The following is a 19,481-nucleotide window of genomic DNA, read 5'->3' on the forward strand; positions in this document are numbered from 1 at the left end:
ACGAAGGGCCGGAAAGGGTGGATGGAAGCCCTTGCGGAAACGCCGGGCATGGCCCGGCGCTACCAGGTGTGGCGGAGCAGCGCCCCGCCTTCCCTTATTTGCGCTGGTCGGCGCTGGCGTCACGCACGGCGCGGAACGCCTCGTCCTTGCTCCAGTTCGGCCAGGCTCGCGAATTGGCCAACTGGTTGCCCAGGGTGTACAGCACTTCCAGGTCGCGGGCGGCGCCGGCGAATACCCAGTCCGGCTGCCACTCGTCGCCCTGCTGGTGGTAACGCTTGGCGGTGTAGTCCTCGGACGCCTTCTTGCCCGCCGCGACGCCACCGTCCACCCAGTCCTGCCCTGCCGACCAGGACAGCGCCGGCACGCCACGCTTGGCGAACGGGAAGTGGTCGGAGCGGAAGAACAAGCCGGCCTCCGGCTTCGGGTCCGGCGTGTAGCGGATGTCCCAGCCCTTGGCCACGTCCTTCAACTGGTCCAGCAGTTCGAAGCGCGCCGCGCCATAGATGCCGAAATCGCGCGACGGACCGAACGGCGCCATGCCGTCCATGTTGATCATCGCCACGGTCTTTTCCAGCGGGTACAGCGGGTGCGTTGCGTAGTACTCCGAACCGAGCAGGCCCTTCTCCTCGGCCGTCACCGCCAGGAACACGACGGAACGCTGCGGACGCGGCGCCTTGGCGAAACCGCGTGCCAGTTCGATCAGCGAGGCGGTGCCGCTGGCATTGTCCAGCGCGCCGTTGAAGATGCGGTCGCCGCGTGCATCCGGTTCGCCCACGCCGATGTGGTCCCAGTGCGCGCTGTAGAGGATGGTCTCGTCCGCATGCGTGCTGCCTTCCAGGCGCGCGGCCACATTGTGCGAGGTGATCACTTCGGTCTTCACCGCGTACTTCGCATCCAGGCTGGCGCCGGTCAGCGTTACCGGGGTGAAGTCGCGCTGCTGCGCCTTCTTCTTCAAGGCTTCGAAATCCTGCCCGGCCGCGCGGAACAGCTCCACGGCCAGATCGCGCTGGATCCAGCCTTCCAGCAGCGGGTGGCTGTCGGCCGGGTTGTCGCGCACCACGTCGAACATGGTGTTGGTGTTGGAACCGGCCACCGTGGCCCAGCCGTACGAGGCCGGTGCGGTCTCATGCACGATCAGCACGCCGAGTGCGCCCTGGCGTGCGCCTTCTTCGTACTTGTACGGCCAGCGCCCGTACCAGGTCATGCCCTTGCCGTCGAAGTCGCCCTTGCCGGTTTCGAAGTCCGGGTCGTTGATCAGCACGACGGCGATCTTGCCTTTCAGGTCCACGCCCTTGAAGTCATCCCAGTTGCGCTCCGGTGCCTTCACGCCATAGCCGAGGAACACCAGCGGCGCCTTGCTGATGTCGACGTTGCTGGCGCCGTTCATGGCGGCGCGTACGGCAATCTGCTTGCCCTGCTCCAGCGTGATGGTCTTGCCGCCCTGGTGCAGCGCCAGCTGCGGCGCGCCGACGATGTCACCCTTGCGCAGCGGCACGGCCTGGGTCCACAGGCGCTTGCCATCCTTGAGGTCGCCACCGGGCTGCAGGCCGGCATCGGCGAACTGCTTGCTGAGATAGGCGATGGTCTTTTCTTCGCCGGCGGTGGCCGGTGAGCGGCCTTCGTAGGCGTCGGAGGCCAGTTCCTTGACGTCGGCGGAGATCCGCGCGCCATCGAATTTCGGGGTGGCCGCCATCAGTGCGCTCGACACCGACAGGGCCAGCACGCCCAGTACTACTCGCTTCATTGCTCTCTCCAGCAGGGAAATCGTTCTGGAGTGTAAGGGGTTCGCCCGGGCGGCGCCCGGGACCCGCCGAAACAACGGCGACAGCCGAAGCAACAGCAGAAGCTGGTTTCCTGAGGGTAGGCGGGGTGGGTCCGGTTGCGGGGGACGCCGTAAATACGTCCCTGTAGGCTTGGCCGTGGCATCCATGCCGCGGACACCCCCGCAACCGGACCCACCCCGCCTTCGACAGATCTCCGCAATCTGTCGGAACGGCGGTCTGCTCGGGTAGGTGTCGAACGAAAACAAGAAGGGGTCAGATCCCTTTCCCGGCGGGAAAGGGCTCTGACCCCATCTGTGTGTTGCTTGGACGTGTTACCAGTTCGGGTCTTCAGCCGGGGCGGCGGCGGGCTTGGGCTTCGGCTTGCTGGCCGGGCGCGCGGCGGCGGCCGGGGCGGCCGATGCGGTTGCGCCGGCGGCAGCCTTGGGCTTGCTGCCGAGCTTCTGACGCAGTTCGATCTGGCCCGGGCGGAAACCACCGCGCATTGCGTCCACGCCCTCTTCCAGGGTGCCGTAGGAGGTCTGCGCGGCCACGCGGTCGATGCGGATGGTGCAGCACGGATGCTCGCTGCGGCCGAGCGAGCGGCCGGTCTGCGGGTCCTTCAGCTCTTCGCCCAGGCGCACGGCCTGCCAGCGTTGCCCGACCTGCACGGTGTCACCGCCCTGGCTCAGCACCACCTGGTCGCCATCGACGGACACTACCGACACCGGGAACAACGTGGTGACGATCGTGCTGCCGATCTGGCCGGATAGCGAATCCATCATCGAGGCAGCCATGCTGCGGCCGTTGACCACGCGCGGCAGCGTGCTCGGGCCGGTCGAGGCCAGCTGGTGGTCGAAGCTGTCGGACATCACCACCTGGCCGGTGGTGGCGTTGACCAGGCGCAGGGTGATGCGGCCGCCACCGGAGTACGAGGTCACCTGGCGATCGGACATGCGCAGGTTGCGCACGCTGCGCGGGTACTCGAAACGTTCGATGGTCGGAATCAGGATCAGGTCGGTCGCCAGCTGCTGGCCAACGCGTGCGGTGTCCTGCAGGCGCACGTTGCCACTGTTGATGTGGTCGATCTCGGCCTGCAGTTCGTCGCCGAACTCGCGGTCCAGCACGATGAAGCGCTGGGTCTGGGTAAGCGTGTCGGACAGCCGCGCGCGGATCGCCTGGGCGACCTCGTCGGCATTCACCCGGCCATCGCCAACCGCATAGCTGCCCGACTTGGTGCGCGGCAGGGCCACCACGATCTTCGGCTTGCCTTCTTCATCCGGCGCACGGTACTGGGCAATCTGCGCGCGTACACGCACCTTCCAGTAGCTGCGCATGCTGCGCCGGGTGACGTCCGAATCGAAGGAGCTGGCACCGCGCTTGGCGTCGACCTTGACCTGCTCTTCGTAGTTTTCCTTGACGCTGGCCGACGCCGAACCGCCCTTGGCGGAGGCTTCGCCGGAGGCGCTGGCCGAGGCCGAACCCTTGAAGCTCCAGCCTTCGTCGCTGGCGCGCACGCGGGCAATGGTCTCTTCGTCGAGCTGGCTCACTTCATCCTGCGAGAGGATTTCATAGCCCAGCACCGCGCCCTGCGAGCCGGCAATCATCTGCTGGGAGAACGCGTCGGCGCGGATATCGCCGACGTGTTCACCGTCCACGTCCACATGCAGGCCTGCGCGCAGGCTCTGCATCTGGCTGGCCACGCGTACGCCGTTGACCTGGGCCACGGCCGACTGCAATGCCGCCAGCACCGCCAGTTCCGGGGTGCTGCCGATACCGTCGGCTTCGCGCGCGACCTGGGTGGTGCCGCCGAAATCCGGCGTGCCACGCAGGGGCGCTTCCTGCACCGGCGCATTGCTGGCCAGTGCACTGGCGGCCTTGTCCTTGGCGGGTGCGGCTTCTGCCGGTGCATCCTGCTTGCCGCAGGCTGCCAGCAGGGCCGCGGCCAGGCCCAGGCCGATCAATCGAGTCGTCGTACGCATGCGGAGCTGCCTCGTATCAGAGCGAATCCAGCATCGAATCGGCGTTGGACGGCACCTTCACCTTGCTCTTCTTGGCGAAGGTCACGGCCGACTTGGTCGAGCCGTACAGGCCCTTGATGAAGCCCGGCGATTCCTTGGCAACCCAGGCACCAGCGGCCAGCTTGCGGCCAACGGTGGCCATCTGGGTGGCGCCCAGGTTCTTCATGCCGGCCGCAAAGCCGCTGGCTTCGCCGCTCAGCTTCTGTGCTTCGGCAGCCGAGGCCAGCAGCGAGACCAGGCCTTCGGCGTAGTGCTGCTTGGATTCAGCGTTCAGTTCCGGCTGTGCGGCCTGGCGCTCGTCGATGGCAGCCTGTGCGGCTTCGCTGACCGACACCGACTTCTTCATCGCGTCGACGTTCACCGAACCCGACGACAACGCCTGGCGCTCGGCTTCCAGCAGCTGCACCTGCTCGGCCAGGCCGAAGGCGCGGGCGAAGGAGGTCTGCGCCTGCAGCGAGTGCGACTGCGAGCTGACGAAACGACGGACCAGCGCTTCCTGCGCGGCTTCGTCCGGGGCGGCAGCGCTGGTGCTGCTGCTGGAGGTGCCGGTGGCGGCGCCAGCGATGTCCTTCAGCTTGCCGAACTGGGCATGGGCCGGCATCGACAGGGTGGCGGCCGCGATGGCAACGACGAGAGCGGTATTACGGATCATGGAAGATTCCTTTGGGAGAGACGGCCGCGATGCGGCACGTGGAAGCAATGGGTGGCGCTGGTCAGCCCACTGGTAGCGCCGGGCCATGCCCGGCGAGCGCAGCGGAACAGCCCGAGCCGGGCGACATCCGGTATCAGCGGACCGCCTTGACGTTCAGTTCGTTGATCATCTGCTGGGCCGCCTTTTCGGCAGCCAGCTGCAGCGCATTGGTGCGGGCGACGGTTTCGTTCGGGCCGGTACCGGAGAACTGCACCGGGCCCACCGACGACACGGTGCGCGGGAAGCGACCGGTCACGTCCAGCACCTTGCCGGTGACGGTGACGAACACGCGGGTGTTGCCGCTGGCCGGATCACGGTCGCGCATGCCGACGTCGAGGGTGCCGACGGCGATGTACGGGATGTTCGCCACGCGGATGCCGTTGGCGGTATCACGCAGGGTGGCCGCGGACAGATCGTTGCCGGTGCTGAAATCCTTGCGGATGCGCTCGATGCTGAGCAGGCCGCGCGACTCGCCTTCCACGTATTCGGCTTCAACCACTTCGTAGCCGGCGGCGCTGAAGGCACCGGTCATGGCGGTGTTGACTTCGGCGGCGTTGGCCACCTTCCAGCTGATGTTGTCGCTGCGTGCGGTGGTGCTGCCGCCGCTGGTGACCGACACCGAGCCGTTCTGGTTGATGCTGCCGTTGGTGCTGACCGAGTTGCCGCGGAAGCTGTCGCCTTCACGGGTGTTCTCGCTGTAGCTGCTGCTGGCGTCGACGCGACGGTATTCCTTGTCCTGGAACGACTGCACGGTGTCCTGCGAGCGCGCCATGAACAGGAAGGTCAGCAGCGAGCGCTGTGCAGCGGTGGCACCGGCCACGGCCGAACCGGCATCCAGCTTGGTCTGCAGCAGCGTGGTGTTGATTTCGGCGCGGACGGTGACGCTGTAGGTCTTGGCCTTCTTGTCTTCGGTGTCCGACAGCTGCACGGCGCTGAGCACGTAGCGGTCGATTTCGCCGAGGAACTCGGCGCGACGCGATTCGAACAGGCGCAGCTTGGCCGCACCGGATTCGGCGATGTACGCCTCCAGTGCGTTGGCCTTGGCCTTGTTCAGGGCCTGGGCACGGGTATCGGCACTCAGGCGCAGGCTGTAGCTGGCCGAACCGGTACCGCGCGAGCTGGCAGTCTGCGCGGCGACCGGCGAGGCCACCGCCAGGGCGATGAGGATGAGCAGGATGGTACGCATCAACGACATGATTTGATCAACTCCTGGAGGGCTTGGGTCTGTTGCTGCAGCGGGCGTCCGCCCGGCTTCTGCTCGTCCAGCCAGGCGCGCGAATCGGCACGCTTGGCGGCGGCGCCGGCGAAGGCATCGAAGCCGGCCAGCAGGGTTTCGTAGCTGGCCGACCACTGGTCGACCTGCCACTGCGTGACCGGCACCACCTTGGTGGCGCCCTTGCGCAACGGTTGTTCGAAGTACACCTTGCCGGAGAACGGCTCGGTGACCTTGGCGGTGAAGAAGGCGCCGAACAGCATCGTCTTCATCGCCGGCGTTTCACTGATGACGCCGTTCTTCAGCGCATCCACCTGCAGGCTGATGACGTAGTCCGCCTCGGGAATCTTCAGCTGGTAGACCTTCCCGTCGGCAAAGCGCGCGGCCATGGCACCGCCGATCGCCTGGCCCGAGGCCGGCGGCAGCAGGCCGACACCGGTATTGGACGACAGCGTCTTGGACAGTTCATGGGCCAGCGTGGCACGCAGCGGACCGGCCCACTTCGGGTCGGGCAGCTTGGCCAGCGTGGCGTCGGACAAGGTCACCGCACCCACCTGCAGGCGACGCGTGGCCGCTTCCGGCAGCTTGGCCTGGGCCAGGGTCGTGGCCAGCACCTGCGACAGGCTGGTATCGGCACCGCCGTACAGCAGATCGGCGACGATCGCGTCGATATCGTCGCTGTCCGGGCGGTACTCCTGCACGTCGATGCGCTGCAGGGTGAGCGGATAGGAGGCGATCACCTGGCGCTCGCGGAAATCGAAGAACAGCGCCTGCAGGGCCACTTCCACCAGCACCTTGTACTGGTCGCCGATCGGTTCGACCGACACCAGTTCGCGGTCCAGCGCAGCGGCCAGCACCACGGCACTGGTGGTGCCGTCGAGCATCGCCACCGGCTGGTCGATCAGTTCCAGGTTGGCCGGCGCGCGGCGCTTGAGCGCCTGTGCCAGGGTCTGGTTGAGCGGAATCAGGCCACGCTTTTCCAGCACGGCATGCGCATGCGGCGTGGTTGCCTGTACGGCGGCGGCGTCAGCGGTATAGGCAAAGCCGGCCCAGTAGGCCTGCTGCGATTTGTCTGCGGCCTGGCTGGCCAACGGCCATACGGCCAGGCACAGGGCATAGGCAAGCAGGCGCGCAAAAGCGCGCGGTGCGCTCTTCGTCCTTGAAAACATCCAACCGCTCCTCGGTCATGACACACGAAAGACAGGCGTGAACACGCCCGCTGGGCGCGAAACATAGCCGCTCCGGGGCAAACCGACAAGTGCTGACCTTGTCGGCTTCAATTTTCCGGCGGCAGGCCGGCTCGTTGCCGCAGCAAGGTCCGCTCTGCCTGGTTCTGGCTCAGGGCCGCTGCCGAGGCGAATGCGTCACGTGCATCCTGCTCCCGCCCCAGTTGCTGCAGCAGCTCACCGCGTACCACCATCAGCGGTGCATAGCCCTGCAGGCGTGGCTCGTCCAGCAAGGGCTGCAACAGCGCCCACGCCGCGAACGCACCTTCGCTGCGCGACACCGCCACCACCCGGTTCAATGCCACCACCGGCGACGGCATCACCTGCAGCAACTGCGCATACAGTGCGGCGATCCGCGCCCAATCGGTGTCTTCGGCGCGACGCGCACTGGCGTGGCAGAAGGCGATCCGCGCCTGCAGCACATACGGATCATCGCCGCCGCCTGCCGACACCGCGCGCGCCAATGCCTGCTGGCCGCGTTCGATCTGCAGCCAATCCCACTGCGCCCGGTTCTGCTGGTCCAGCAGGATCGGCGCGCCCCGCGCATCCACCCGGGCCGCCGCGCGCGAGGCCTGCAGTTCCATCAGCGCCAACAGGCCAAGCACCGAAGGCACCGGCATCCGATGGGCCAGAATGCGCGCCAGCCGCAGCGCCTCGGCACACAGTGCCGGTCGCATCCAGTCGTCGCCGGCGCTGGCCGCATAGCCTTCGTTGAACACCAGGTAGATCGCCTCCAGCACCGACGCCAGCCGTTCCGGCAATGCCTCGGCACGCGGCACTTCGTAGGGCACCTGCTTCTGCGCCAACGTACGCTTGGCCCGCACGATGCGCTGGGCGATGGTCGGCTCCGGCTGCAGGAACGCGCGGGCGATCTCGATCGTGGTCAACCCGCCCAGCAGGCGCAGGGTCAGTGCCACCCGCGCGTCGGCAGGCAGGACGGGATGGCAGGCCACGAACATCAGGCGCAGCAGGTCATCGCCGATGTCATCTTCCAGGGCCTGGCTGTCGTCGGGCGCGGGCAAAGCGGCCGGATGCAGTTCCTCTCCCCATTGCGCATGCTGCTGCGCCACCCGCTGGTGCTGGCGCAGCACATCGATGGCACGGTTGCGCGCGGTGGTCATCAGCCAGGCTCCGGGATTGTCCGGGATGCCCTGCACCGGCCAGCGCTCCAGCGCGGCCAGCCAGGTGTCCTGGGCCAGCTCTTCGGCGCGGCCGACGTCGCCGCCGAGCAGGCGCGCCAGGCGCGCGATCAACACTGGCGATTCCATCCGCCAGAGGGTGTCCAGGCGCTGGCTCAGGGCGGGCTCGTGCATGCAGCGATCACAGCATGCGGGCCCGGCCTGCACAAGCACCGGCATTCACGATTCCACGATCGGCTTGAAGCCGCCCCAGAACATGCGCTTGGTATCGAATGGCATGTCCTTGGGGCCGATATGCGCCAGCCGCGGGTCTGCCATCACCTTCTTGTTGATGCGATCACGCGCCGCGCGCGTGCGGAACACCACGAAGGCCACGATCACCGTTTCGCCCGGCTTGAGTTTCACCGCCTGCGGGAACGAGGTCGATTTCCCGGGCTGCACGTCATCGGCCACGCATTCCATGTACTGCAGCGCGCCATGGTCCTTCCACACCGCGCCGGCCTGGCGGGCAAGGCGTCGATAGGCCGCCACCTTGTCCTGCGGGCACGGCAGCACGTAAGCATCCACGTAAGCCATGGGGAGTCTCCCTGCGGCGGCCGGTCAGCCCGGCTCGCCGTCCATGTGTGCGATTTCCCAGAGATGCCCATCCAGGTCCTGGAAACCGCGCTGGTACATGAAGCCGTAGTCACGCGCCGGCTGTGGTTCGCTGGCACCGGCAGCCAGCGCCTTGTCCACCATCACGTCCACCGCCTTGCGGCTGTCCGCCGACAGGCAGGTGATCACCTCGGTGTGGCCATGCGCATCGGCAATCGGCTTGGTGGTGAACTGCTTGAAGAACGGCTGGGTCAGCAGCATCACGAAGATGCTCTCGCTGATGACCATGCAGGCCGCATCATCGTTGGTGAAGGTCGGGTTGAAGCTGTAGCCCAGCGCGGCGAAAAAGGCCTTGGATGCGTTGAGATCCTGCACGGGTAGGTTGACGAAGATCATCTGCGGTCGCGGTGCACTCATCGGTAAAGCTCCTTGTGGATGAAGGAAAAAGGGATCAGGGCTGCTTCATGCAGTTGACCATCCACGGCTTGCCGTAACGGTCGGTCAACATGCCCCAGCGGTGGGCCCAGAAGGTTTCGGCGATCGGCATCTGCACCTGGCCACCTTCGGCCAGCGCGGCGAACACGCGTTCGGCTTCTTCGATGCTGTCCACGTCGACGTTGATGGTGGTGGAACCACCCTCGCCGCCGCCGGGGCCGTCGGCCGCCATCACGATCGCGCTGCCGATCTCCAACTGGCTGTGGGCCACATGGTCGAGCGTATCTGCCGGCATCTCATTGCAGCCCGGCGAGCCGTCGGACGGCGGCATGTCGCGGTACTTCATTTCCGAGGTGACCTGGCCGCCGAGTGCTTTCGCATAGAACGCCATTGCGTCGTGGGCCTGGCCGCTGAAGCCAAGGAAGGGAATCAGTTTCATGGCATTGCTCCGTTGTACGTTTCAGGGCGGTAGCGCCGGGCCATGCCCGGCGGAGAAATGGATCGAATCAACCTTCCAGCTGTGCACGCAGACGCTGTTCCTGCTGCTGTAAGTCGGGGGTGAAGGCTTCACCGAAGTCTTCGGCGGTGATCAGCGGCCGCAGCTCCAGCGCACCGCCTGCGCCGAAAGGCGCACGGCTGGCCCATTCGATGGCCTCGTCCAACGAGCGCACCTCCCACAGCCAGAACCCGGCGATCTGCTCGCCGGCCGGACCAAACGGGCCGGTCTCGACCCGCGGCGTGCCGCTGCCGAAATGAATACGGCGCCCGCGCTGGGTGGCATGCAGGCCTTCCCCGGCGAGCATGATGCCGGCGGCCACCAGTTGTTCGTTGTAGGCGCCCATTTCGGACAGTTCCTGTTCACTGGGCATGCGCCCGGCCTCGGAATCGGCGTTGGCTTTGACGATCACCATCACTTTCATTGCGGTCTCCGCTGGGCTGCGGGTGCGTGCCCTTCCCTCTTACAACGAACCAGGGGCGTGAGGATCGACAGCTTCCGGGAAATTATTTTTGTCGCGGAAGGCGCGCCTTCGGCGGGGATCGGCGAACGGCGGAGCCCCTCCGTGGTGGGGTAGGTTGGTCGTGAAGAGCTGCATCTCTGTGGGTTGGCCGGGCGGGTGGGCTGCGCAGGGGACGCCGTGAATACATCCCTGTAGGCTCGGGCGCGCCGGACATGGAGCTGACGCCCCTGCGCAACCCATCCGCCCGGCCACGGACAGGTTCCTGCCTCCCATCCACCGCGGGAAGATCAAGAAAAAAGGCATAAGCAACAGCAACAGCGAAAGCAGTCGGCTGGCTGCCTTGGCTTTGCGAGCGAAGCGACCCGCTTTTGCTCTTGCTTGTGATTTCCCGTGGTGGACGCCGCAGGAAACTGTCCAAGGCCGGGTGGGTAGGCGGGTCGGGGGTGTCCGCGGCATGGATGCCGCGGCCACCCCCGACCCGCCTACCCACCCGGCCAATCCCATGGCTCATGCTTGTGCTTCCACCACGGAGGGGCCCCGCCGTTCGCCGATCCCCGCCGAAGGCGCGCTTCCCGCTCTGCCTTTCGCAGTGCAGCATGCCCCCGCGCAAACCTGCGCGATCATGGACCCCCGCCCCCGCCAGGACTCCGCCATGCAGCAGTACCTGCTTTTGATCTACATCGACCCGTCACTGCTGCGCACCCTGCCCATCGACGACTTCAACACGTTGATGCGCGACTGCCTCGCCCACGCCGACAAACTGCAGGCCGAGGGCACGTTGCTGGCCGCGCAGAAACTGCAGCCGATCGAATCGGCGCAGACCCTGCGCGTGCGCGATGGCCACAGCCGGGTGCTTGATGGCCCCTTCGCCGAAACCCGCGAACTGCTGGCCGGTTTCAACCTGATCGTCGCCCACGACCGCGATGAGGCCATGCGTATCGCGCAGGGGTTCCCGTGGGCACGCTTCGGCAGCATCGAGGTGCGGCCGCTGGAAGACATGGACGCCGAGCGCGAACGCTGCGGCGCCCCCGCTGCGGCTATGGCAGCAGCCGTACCCTGATCTCGCGCGGGCCTACGCCTTCGTTGCCGCTGTAGTCGCGCGCACTGGCACGCACGATGTACTCGCCCGGCGGCAACGCCGCCGGCTGCCAGCGACCGGTTTCCATCAGCCCATCGCGCACGGTGTTGGTCACCAGATACCGGAAGCGGGTGACCGCACTGCCGTGCACGGTGATGCCGCTGTCGGGCGCGTAAGCCACTTTCACCGCCTGCTTCTGCGGCGGCATGCGGTTGAAGACGATGTTCCAGCGCGGTTGCTCGTAGCCCTGCAGCGGCTGCCCGGCGGCATCCAGGATCTGGTAGCCCACCTGGTACGGCCCCAGCCGACGACGCGGCAGGTTGTTGTCCACCTGGTCCCAGGCTTCCACCACGATCTGCACGCCACGTCCCTGCCGGGCCAGCATCACCACGCCATCGCTGCCGGCAGCCAGCGGCTGGTCGTTGTCGTCCAGCAGCGCCACCTCGGTGATGCGCGGTGCGAAGTGGTCGGCGTAGTCCTTGAACCCGAGCGCCACCGCATTGGTCTCGAAACCGCCATTGCCCACGGCCAGGTGCACGTGCGCCTGGCTGTTGATGCTGCCCAGACGGTCGCCCACGTGGATGCGCGTACCACGACGCACGCGCATGCGCTCCAGCGTGCCGTCTTCGGCGTACAGCGGCTGCCAGCGCGCGTCGAACGGTTCGCCGCGTGGCGTACGACCGACGCGCATGTGGATGTACTTCAACCGGTCCACGGCCAGGCCTTCAGCCTGCCCGCCCAGGCTCCAGGCGGCAATCGGGCTGCTGATCTTGCCCTCGGCAATCGCCAGCACGGTCTGGCCGACATCGCCGCGCACGTCAAAGCCGCCGTGCAGGTGGTGGCGGCTCTCCCCCTGGAAGGTGCCGCGCACTTCGCCGAGCGTGCCGACTACTTCATGCCAGCCATCCTGTGGTGCCAGTGGCCAGCGCCCGCCGCTGTCCGGCAGCGCCGCATCGGAGGCCGGCCCCACCAACGCCGGTGCCGGCAGTTCACCCACCGGCAGCGGTCGCAGGCGATGCAGGCGATAACCGGCGGAGTCGGCCACCAGCAGAGCGCCGTCGGCCTCCAGGGCCAGGCCACTGGGGCGCGCCAGCCGTGGCAGGCGGTCATTGCCCAGCAGCGCCAGTTGATGACCCTGCGGGGTCACCTGCACGATGCGCCCGTCCAGGTCACCCACATACAGCACACCGTCGTGCGTGGTGGCCAGTGACAGCGGGCCGTTGATGACCTCACCCTTGCCGACTGCGGTACTGACCATTCCATCGGCGCCGACGCGGCGGATTGCGTTGTTGAACAGGTCGGCCACCAGCAGTGCGCCGTGCGCATCGAAGGCCAGCGCCACCGGCGTATCGAAGCGGGCGTCGGTACCGGGCGCATCGGCGAAGCCCGGGCGGTCGCCGCCGGCCAGCGTACGCACGTTGCCATCGGCACCGATCACGCGGATGCGGTCGTTCCAGGTATCGGCCACGTACACCTGTCCCCGCGCATCCACGGCGATGCCCATCGGCCCATCGAAACGCGCCTGCGCGGCAGGGCCATCGGCAAAGCCCTGCTGGCCACCGGCCAGCGTCGTCACCTGTCCATCAGTGCTGATGCGTCGGATCGCATGATTGCCGGTGTCGGCCACATACAGATTGCCCTGTGCATCGGCGGCAATACCCGAAGGTGTGTTGAAACTTGCCTGCAGGGCAGGCCCATCAACACGCCCCTCGCCCTGCCCCGCGACCGTTTCGATACGGCCATCGGGCAGGCGGCGGCGGATGCGGTTGTTGTCACCGGCATCGGTGAAATAAACGCTGCCATCGGCACTACCCAGCAATGCGTAGGGATCGGCGAAGCGTGCCTGGGCCGAGGCGCCATCGCGATCACCCGGATGGCCATCGCCGGCCAGCAGCTCGATCTGTGCGGTCCACGCCAGCGGCGTCGGTACAGGGCCAGCCGGCGCCTGCGGGCCGGAGGCGGGGAACTCCCACCAGGTTGCCGCCAGGGCCACCGCTGTTGCCACTACCACCGCCCCCACCGCCATCCCTTGCCACCGCGCCATCGTTCCGTTTGCCTGTGCTTGCATGAAGAGGCACGAACGATAGTCGCTGCGCCCGTGCAGCGCCATGGCCGATGGTCAGGGCCGATGGTCAGAACAATTTCACAGCGCTTGTCCTGCGCTGCCACAGCAGGTTCAATGTCCGCTCCATGGACGGAGGCCCACCATGCCCCGCTGTACCCCACTCTTCGTGCTGCTGTTTACCGCCCTGGCCAGCGCCACCGCGTCGGCGAACGTGCCGCGCGCACCCACCTCCCCTTCGCAGCCTCCGTCGGATGTGGCGATGGACGCGGCGCATGCGGCGTACGCGCAGCAATGGGATACGGCCATCGAACAGTCCAGCAGCGGCAATACACTGGCCGCGTTGATCGCCATGCAACGACTGATGGAGAGCCCGCTGCTGGCAGATTTCGATGCCGAGCGCCGCGGCCGCGCCGCGCAGTTTGCCGGCTGGACGGCGGCCATGCAGAAACAACCCGCGCTGGCACGGCGCTATCTGCAGCAGGCGCTGCTGGCGTTGCCGGGCGATGCAAGCATCCTGACCACGCTGGTGTCGCTGGACCTCAACGATGACCAACCGGCAGCGGCGGTCGAGCATCTGACACAGGCCCTGGCGCGTGCCAACGGCCCGCTGCCGATCGATCATCGCGTCATCAGCTACCTGCAGTACCACCTGCGCGAACAGCCTGTGCAACGCATGGCACTGCTGCAGGCGCTGTTCGACAACGGCTGGAAGAGTGGCGGCATCGAACCCACCGGGTTGTGGCTGGCTCTGGCCACGCTGCAGGCCGACAACGGTCGCGGCGATGCCGTACGGGCAACGCTGGCCCGCATCGACACCCCGGCCGAGCTGATCCGCTTGCGCAGCGACAAGCGTTTCGACCGCTACGTGGACCGTGCCGATGCACGCTTCGATCCGGGCAAGGCCGCACAGGTCCATCTGGACACCCTGCGCGTATCGGGCCTGTTGGATCGTGAGCTGGATGCGCGCCTGGTGGATTTCAGCAGCACGCTGCTGATGCTGGACCGCAACGAGGAAGTCCTGGCGTTGACCAATGACCTGGCCGAGGCCGCCGCGGAAGGACAATCGCCGCCCGCCGCCAAAGCGGAGTGGCTGGCGTGGCTGCTCAACAGCCGCATCGCAGCGCTGCGACGCCTGGAGCGTACCGATGAGGCGCTGGCGACGGCGAAGCTGGCCGCCCGCATCGGCGCACTCGGCCCCGATGGTCTGGAGCATCAGATGAACGTGGCCTTCGTGCTCAACTCACTCGGCAAGACGCAGGAAGCAGAGGCCGCGATGGCCACATTGACCGGTCTGAGCGGCTATGGCCAGGCCGCACAGGCCTTGATCCATTTCGTCGCCGCCCGCCAGCGTGGTGATTCCAGCGCTGCCGCCGCGGCACGTGCGGTCATCGTCGCCCAGCGCCAGGACGCGCGCCTGTTCTACCGCGAGATGCTGCTGGAGGAAGGCGATCTGGATGGTGCCGCAGCGGTGCTGATCGAGCAGCTGCGCTCGCCGCTGGAACGCAGCGACGCGCTGGCCAGCCTGCAGGACATGCGCGTGTATCCCTCGTTGCCGGGCGATGTACGCATCGATGCTGCCTGGCGCGAACTCAAGCAGCGTACCGACGTGCAGGCCGAAGTGTCGCGCGTCGGTCGCATCGAGCGTTACGATCTGGTGGGCAGCACCACATCGCGCTGAACGCCGGCTACTTCGCCGGCACTTCGATGCGGATGCCCATTGCCTCGCGATAGCGGGTGTACAGGGCCATCACCTTGTCCACGTAGGCCAGGGTTTCGGCATACGGTGGCACGCCCTTGTAGCGTGCCACCGCACCGATGCCGGCGTTGTAGGCCGCTGCTGCCAGCGGACGGTCGCCGTTGTAGCGGCGCAGCAGCGCGCGCATGTAGCGGGCACCGCCGTCGATGGACTGCTGCGGCGAGAATGGATCGCGCACGCCGTATTCCAGCGCGGTATCCGGCATCAGCTGCATCACGCCCTGCGCGCCCTTGCTGGACACCGCCAGCGCGTCGAAGTTGCTTTCGGCATGGGCGATCGCCCGCAACCAGGCATCGTCGACGCCGGTGGCCTTGGCCGCCGCCTTGAACTGTTTGGCGTGCTGGGCCAGCTGGGGCTTGCCGACCTTGCCCAGGCCTTCATGCGCCGGTTCGCCCGGCGGTGTGGCCACGGTGAACTTCAGGAATATGCGCGAGCCGGGCAGGTTGCGGGTGGAATAGACAAGCTTGCCGTCCTGCTCGCGCTCGTACAGCACGCCACTGAACACGCCCATGTTGCCCCACAGGTTGGGTGTCTGCACGGCGCTGTCGTCGATTTCCTTTGGCGTGCAGCGCGAGCCGGGCTCCGGTGCGGTGGCCAGGCTGACCGTGTTGCCCTGGACGCAGCGGTAGACCGTGCGCGCAGCGGCCAGCCCTGGCCACAGGCCAGACAGCAGCAACAGCGCGACGAGGGCGGGACGGAGGGACATGGCGGCCGGATGATCCGGCGGCGGCCGCTAACAATGAGTGAATGGGGGTTTTCGGCCGGGCGGCGCCCGGCACCCGCAGAGGCAACGGCAACGGCCGAAGCAACAGCAGAAGCTGGTTTCCTGAAGGTAGGCGTGGTGGGTCCGGTGGCGGGGGCCGCTGCAAGTACGTCCATGTAAGCTCGGTCGCCGCATCCATGCGGCTCACGCCCCCGCAACCGGACCCACCACGCCTTCGACAGATTTCCGCGATCTGCCGGAATGGCATGGCCTGCTCTTGGTGGGTGTCGACCTTGGTCGACACATGGATCCATGCCATGTGTGGATGGGTCTTCCCGACTAGCGTGCCATCTTCCGCCGCAGCCAGTAGCCCGCGCCCAGCAGCACAAACCATGCAGGGCTGGCCACCAGCGCCTGGCGGGTGTCGGCCTGCAGGCTCAGCAGCACCAGCACGGCGGCGAAGAACAGCAGGCAGGCCCAGCACATCGCTACGCCACCGGGCATCTTGAAGATCGAGGCCGCGTGGCGTTCGGGGTAGCGACGGCGGTAGACCATGTAGGCCACCAGGATCAGCGACCAGACGAAGATGAACAGCACCGTCGCCAGGGTCGTCACCAGGGTGAAAGCGGTCACCAGGTTGGGGATCAGGTAGATCAGCAGGGTGCCGCCCAGCAGGCACAGGCAGGAGAACAGCAGGCCCCGGGCCGGCACCGCTGCGCGCGAGAGCTTGGACAGGCCGCGCGGTGCATGGCCTTCTTCGGCGAGCCCGAACAGCATGCGGCTGGTGGAGAAGATGCCGCTGTTGGCCGACGACGTGGCCGAGGTCAGCACCACGAAGTTGATCAGGCTGGCGGCGGCGGGAATGCCGGCCAGCACGAACAGCTGCACGAACGGGCTCTTGTCCGGCACCACCTGGCGCCACGGGGTGACCGCCATGATCGCGATCAGCGCCAGCACGTAGAAGATGATGATGCGCACCGGGATCGAGTTGATCGCCTTGGGCAGGTTGCGCTCCGGGTCGGCCGTTTCCGCAGCGGTGGTACCCACCAGTTCGATGCCGACGAAGGCGAACACCGCGATCTGGAAGCCGGCGAAGAAACCGACCAGGCCCATCGGGAACATGCCACCGTCATTCCACAGGTTCGACAGCGCTGCGGTATGCCCGCTCGGCGAGGTGAAGCCCCACGCCACCAGCCCGGCACCAGTGATGATCAGCGCGCAGATCGCCACGATCTTGATCAGCGCGAACCAGAATTCCATTTCGCCGAACAGCTTCACCGTCACCAGGTTCAGTGCCAGCAACAGCAGCACGCAGGCCAACGCGGGTATCCATGCATCCAGGCCGGGGAACCAGAACTGCGCATAGGCGGCGATGGCGATCACATCGGCGATGGCGGTGACGATCCAGCAGAACCAGTACGTCCAGCCACAGAAGAACCCGGCCCACGGCCCGAGCAGGTCGGTGGAGAAATCGATGAAGGATTTGTACTGCAGGTTGGACAGCAGCAGCTCGCCCATCGCGCGCATCACGAAGAACAGCATCGCGCCGATGATCAGGTAGACGAACACGATGGACGGGCCAGCCAGGCTGATGGTCTTGCCCGAGCCCATGAACAGGCCGGTACCGATGGCACCGCCGATGGCGATCAGTTGCAGGTGGCGGTTGGACAGGCTGCGGCGCAGGTGCTCGGGGGGCGTGGCGGGCTCGGTCATGGGCGCGGAAGGAGGCGGGCGAAGCATTCGACGGTAGTCCTCCGGCTGCCACAACGCCAGCGCCGGACGGCCTAGGGCCGTCAGCAAGTGTCACTTTCACCACAATGTGACCCATTACCGCATTTGTCCCATTCCGCCCAGCCCGGCGCCGTGTTCATATACCGCCATCGCCCAAGGACCGGCCCCGCCCATGTGCCCAGCCCTGCACACCTCTCTGGAGCCCCGGTCATGAGCCGACTGCGGGTCATCATCGGCGGCACCGTACTGGCCGTGCTGGCCGCTGCGGTGCCGATCGCGGTCATGGTCTATGCCACCTGGGACCGCGCCGTCAGCGTCGAGCAACAGCGCCTGCATGCCATCGCCGATCGCACCCTGCGCCGCACCGAAGTGTCCTACCAGGAAGCACTTGCCGCATTGAAGTCGGCGGAGGCCACGGTGCTGCCGGCCTGCGGGGCCGAACACATCCAGCGCATGCAGACGCTGGTGATGACCACCCCGTCGTCCGACCAGATGGGCTACTTCGAGGGCGGCAAGCTGCGCTGCACGTCGTGGGGGCCGTTCCAGCGGGACGTGGACCAGCCCACGCCGGACCACGTCACCAGTGATGGCGCCGGCATCACCGTCGATGTGCGCCCCGAGGCGGCCGGCCGGCGGCCGATGCTGTCCATGATGTACGGCTCCTACGACGTGCTGGTCGACCCTCGGCGCTTCGTCGACGTCATCGTCGATCCGGACGTGCGGCTGGCCCTGGCAAGCCCGGATGGGCGGCTGCTGACCCAGCAGGACGGCATGGACCCGACCCTGTTGCAGAAGCTGCTGCGCGAACCCGGCGAGGGGCTGGACCGCGACACGCTGTACGCCAGCGCGCGCAGCGGGGAATGGCTGGCGATCGCCACGGCACCGCGCACCGCGCTGGCCGCTACCTTCCGGCAGCAGGCGTGGTTGTTCGTGCCCTTGGGACTGCTGATGGCCGCCGCCGGTGCCGGCCTGGTGATCTGGCTGTCGCGGCGACGGCTGTCGATGCGCGGCGAACTGGGCATCGCCATCCGCCGCCGCGAACTCTACCTGCACTACCAGCCGATCATCGAACTGGACACCGGCATCTGCGTCGGCGCCGAGGCGCTGGTGCGCTGGCAGCGGCCCGACGGCACGCAGGTGCGCCCGGACCTGTTCATTCCCCTGGCCGAGGAGGCCGGGATGATTGCCGCCATCACCGACCTGGTGATCGAGAACGTGGTTACCGACATGCGTGAACTGCTGGCCGAGGATCGCAGCGCACACATCGCGATCAATCTGGCGGCCGAGGACATCAGCAGCGGGCGGGCGCTGAAGGTGATCTCGCAGCGCATGGCCGGCAGCGGCATCCTGCCGCAGCAGATCTGGCTGGAGGCCACCGAACATGGCTTCCTCGATATCGACCGTGCGCGCACCATGCTGGCCGCAGCGCGACGCGCGGGCCACAGCGTGGCCATCGATGATTTCGGCGTCGGCTATTCCAGCCTGCAGTACCTGCAGCAGCTGCCGTTGGATGCGTTGAAGATCGACAAGTCCTTCGTCGATGCGATCGGCACCGAGAGCGCGACCAGCCCGGTCACCCCGCACATCATCGGCATGGCCCGCGAGCTGGGCCTGTGGCTGGTGGCCGAAGGCGTGGAAACCGAGGCGCAGCTGGCCTACCTGCACAGCCAGCACGTGCAGTTCGGCCAAGGCTGGCTGTTCTCGCGGCCGTTGCCGCGCGATGAGTTCATCGCTTTCCATCGCAAGCGCCAGCAGCAGTACGGCGCGGCGCGGGAGCACATGCAGAATCCGCGTAGCGTGCCGTTCGAGCGTGAGCAGGCGGGGGAGGAGTAGTCGGCGAACGGCGCGGCCCCTCGTGGTGGGTCGCGGAGAGCGGTTCGTGGGTTGGTCGGGCGGGGTGGATACGCGGGGGACGCCGTGAATCCCCAGACCTGCCCAGCCGCTGGCGGCTGTGCGTTCAAGCGCCTGCGAAGCAGTGCTTCGCAAGCAAAGCGCCCTCACCCATGGAGGCTTGGCCGCGGCATCCATGCCGCGGACACCCCCGCGTACCCCCCCCCCCCCCCCCCGGGCCCATCACGGCGGCGTTGCACCACCGAAGAGGGCAAAGAAA

16 protein-coding genes are annotated in these 19,481 nt (G+C 67.1%); 3 read left to right on the forward strand and 13 right to left on the reverse strand.

The window, feature by feature from the left end; all coding sequences use genetic code 11:
- Positions 1-94 precede the first annotated feature (94 nt).
- The 10 genes from AC13GI_RS20200 to AC13GI_RS20245 all read right to left on the reverse strand — a co-directional run bounded on the left by AC13GI_RS20200 (position 95) and on the right by AC13GI_RS20245 (position 9,999).
- Entirely contained in the window at positions 95-1,744 is a 1,650-nt protein-coding gene (locus AC13GI_RS20200; protein ID WP_482997176.1) for a M28 family metallopeptidase, read from the reverse strand.
- A gap of 351 nt (positions 1,745-2,095) precedes the next feature.
- On the reverse strand, positions 2,096-3,742 hold the full coding sequence (locus AC13GI_RS20205; protein ID WP_346579520.1) for a CsgG/HfaB family protein: 1,647 nt from the start codon (positions 3,740-3,742) through the stop codon (positions 2,096-2,098).
- Between the two features lie 16 nt (positions 3,743-3,758).
- Positions 3,759-4,433 carry a hypothetical protein gene (locus AC13GI_RS20210; protein ID WP_380656798.1) on the reverse strand — a complete coding sequence of 225 codons (675 nt, stop codon included), beginning with the start codon at positions 4,431-4,433 and terminating at the stop codon, positions 3,759-3,761.
- A gap of 133 nt (positions 4,434-4,566) precedes the next feature.
- Entirely contained in the window at positions 4,567-5,667 is a 1,101-nt protein-coding gene (locus AC13GI_RS20215; RefSeq protein WP_482997177.1) for a hypothetical protein, read from the reverse strand.
- The gene (locus AC13GI_RS20220) at positions 5,658-6,854 is read right to left on the reverse strand and encodes a hypothetical protein (RefSeq protein WP_025878385.1); all 1,197 of its coding nucleotides are present in this window, start codon (positions 6,852-6,854) and stop codon (positions 5,658-5,660) included. Before AC13GI_RS20220 ends, AC13GI_RS20215 begins: the two co-directional genes overlap by 10 nt.
- A gap of 107 nt (positions 6,855-6,961) precedes the next feature.
- Positions 6,962-8,224, reverse strand: coding sequence for an RNA polymerase sigma factor (locus tag AC13GI_RS20225; protein WP_482997178.1), 1,263 nt, complete (start codon positions 8,222-8,224; stop codon positions 6,962-6,964).
- A gap of 45 nt (positions 8,225-8,269) precedes the next feature.
- Complete coding sequence (locus AC13GI_RS20230) at positions 8,270-8,626, reverse strand: DUF1428 domain-containing protein (RefSeq protein WP_482997179.1); 357 nt, start codon at positions 8,624-8,626, stop codon at positions 8,270-8,272.
- Positions 8,627-8,650: 24 nt separating this feature from the next.
- Entirely contained in the window at positions 8,651-9,061 is a 411-nt protein-coding gene (locus AC13GI_RS20235) for a VOC family protein (protein WP_482997180.1), read from the reverse strand.
- 34 nt (positions 9,062-9,095) lie between these two features.
- Positions 9,096-9,518 carry a VOC family protein gene (locus AC13GI_RS20240; RefSeq protein WP_033830236.1) on the reverse strand — a complete coding sequence of 141 codons (423 nt, stop codon included), beginning with the start codon at positions 9,516-9,518 and terminating at the stop codon, positions 9,096-9,098.
- A 67-nt stretch (positions 9,519-9,585) separates the two neighbouring features.
- Positions 9,586-9,999: a YciI family protein gene (locus AC13GI_RS20245; protein ID WP_482997181.1), complete on the reverse strand. Its 414-nt coding sequence runs from the start codon at positions 9,997-9,999 to the stop codon at positions 9,586-9,588.
- A gap of 691 nt (positions 10,000-10,690) precedes the next feature.
- On the opposite strand from AC13GI_RS20245, the gene AC13GI_RS20250 reads away from it, so the two are divergent.
- Positions 10,691-11,098 carry a YciI family protein gene (locus tag AC13GI_RS20250; protein WP_089238385.1) on the forward strand — a complete coding sequence of 136 codons (408 nt, stop codon included), beginning with the start codon at positions 10,691-10,693 and terminating at the stop codon, positions 11,096-11,098.
- On the opposite strand, the gene AC13GI_RS20255 is transcribed toward AC13GI_RS20250, so the two are convergent.
- A complete protein-coding gene (locus tag AC13GI_RS20255; RefSeq protein WP_482997185.1) occupies positions 11,076-13,160 on the reverse strand; it encodes an NHL repeat-containing protein in 2,085 nt (694 codons plus the stop codon). The two genes, AC13GI_RS20250 and AC13GI_RS20255, sit on opposite strands and share 23 nt — an antisense overlap.
- Positions 13,161-13,323: 163 nt before the next feature.
- Between AC13GI_RS20255 and AC13GI_RS20260 the strand changes: the two genes are divergently transcribed.
- Positions 13,324-14,859 (forward strand): hypothetical protein, encoded by a 1,536-nt coding sequence (locus AC13GI_RS20260; RefSeq protein ID WP_482997182.1) that lies wholly within the window; start codon positions 13,324-13,326, stop codon positions 14,857-14,859.
- Between the two features lie 7 nt (positions 14,860-14,866).
- Here AC13GI_RS20260 and AC13GI_RS20265 read toward each other — a convergent pair whose 3' ends face one another.
- Both AC13GI_RS20265 and cycA read right to left on the reverse strand, forming a co-directional pair.
- A complete protein-coding gene (locus AC13GI_RS20265; RefSeq protein WP_482997183.1) occupies positions 14,867-15,643 on the reverse strand; it encodes a lytic transglycosylase domain-containing protein in 777 nt (258 codons plus the stop codon).
- Positions 15,644-15,979: 336 nt separating this feature from the next.
- Complete coding sequence (cycA, locus tag AC13GI_RS20270) at positions 15,980-17,353, reverse strand: D-serine/D-alanine/glycine transporter (protein WP_205406440.1); 1,374 nt, start codon at positions 17,351-17,353, stop codon at positions 15,980-15,982.
- A gap of 228 nt (positions 17,354-17,581) precedes the next feature.
- Here cycA and AC13GI_RS20275 point away from each other — a divergent pair, with 228 nt between their 5' ends.
- Positions 17,582-19,204, forward strand: coding sequence for an EAL domain-containing protein (locus tag AC13GI_RS20275; RefSeq protein WP_482997184.1), 1,623 nt, complete (start codon positions 17,582-17,584; stop codon positions 19,202-19,204).
- Positions 19,205-19,481: the final 277 nt, after the last annotated feature.

The organism is Stenotrophomonas sp. 82F1, assembly GCF_056861525.1.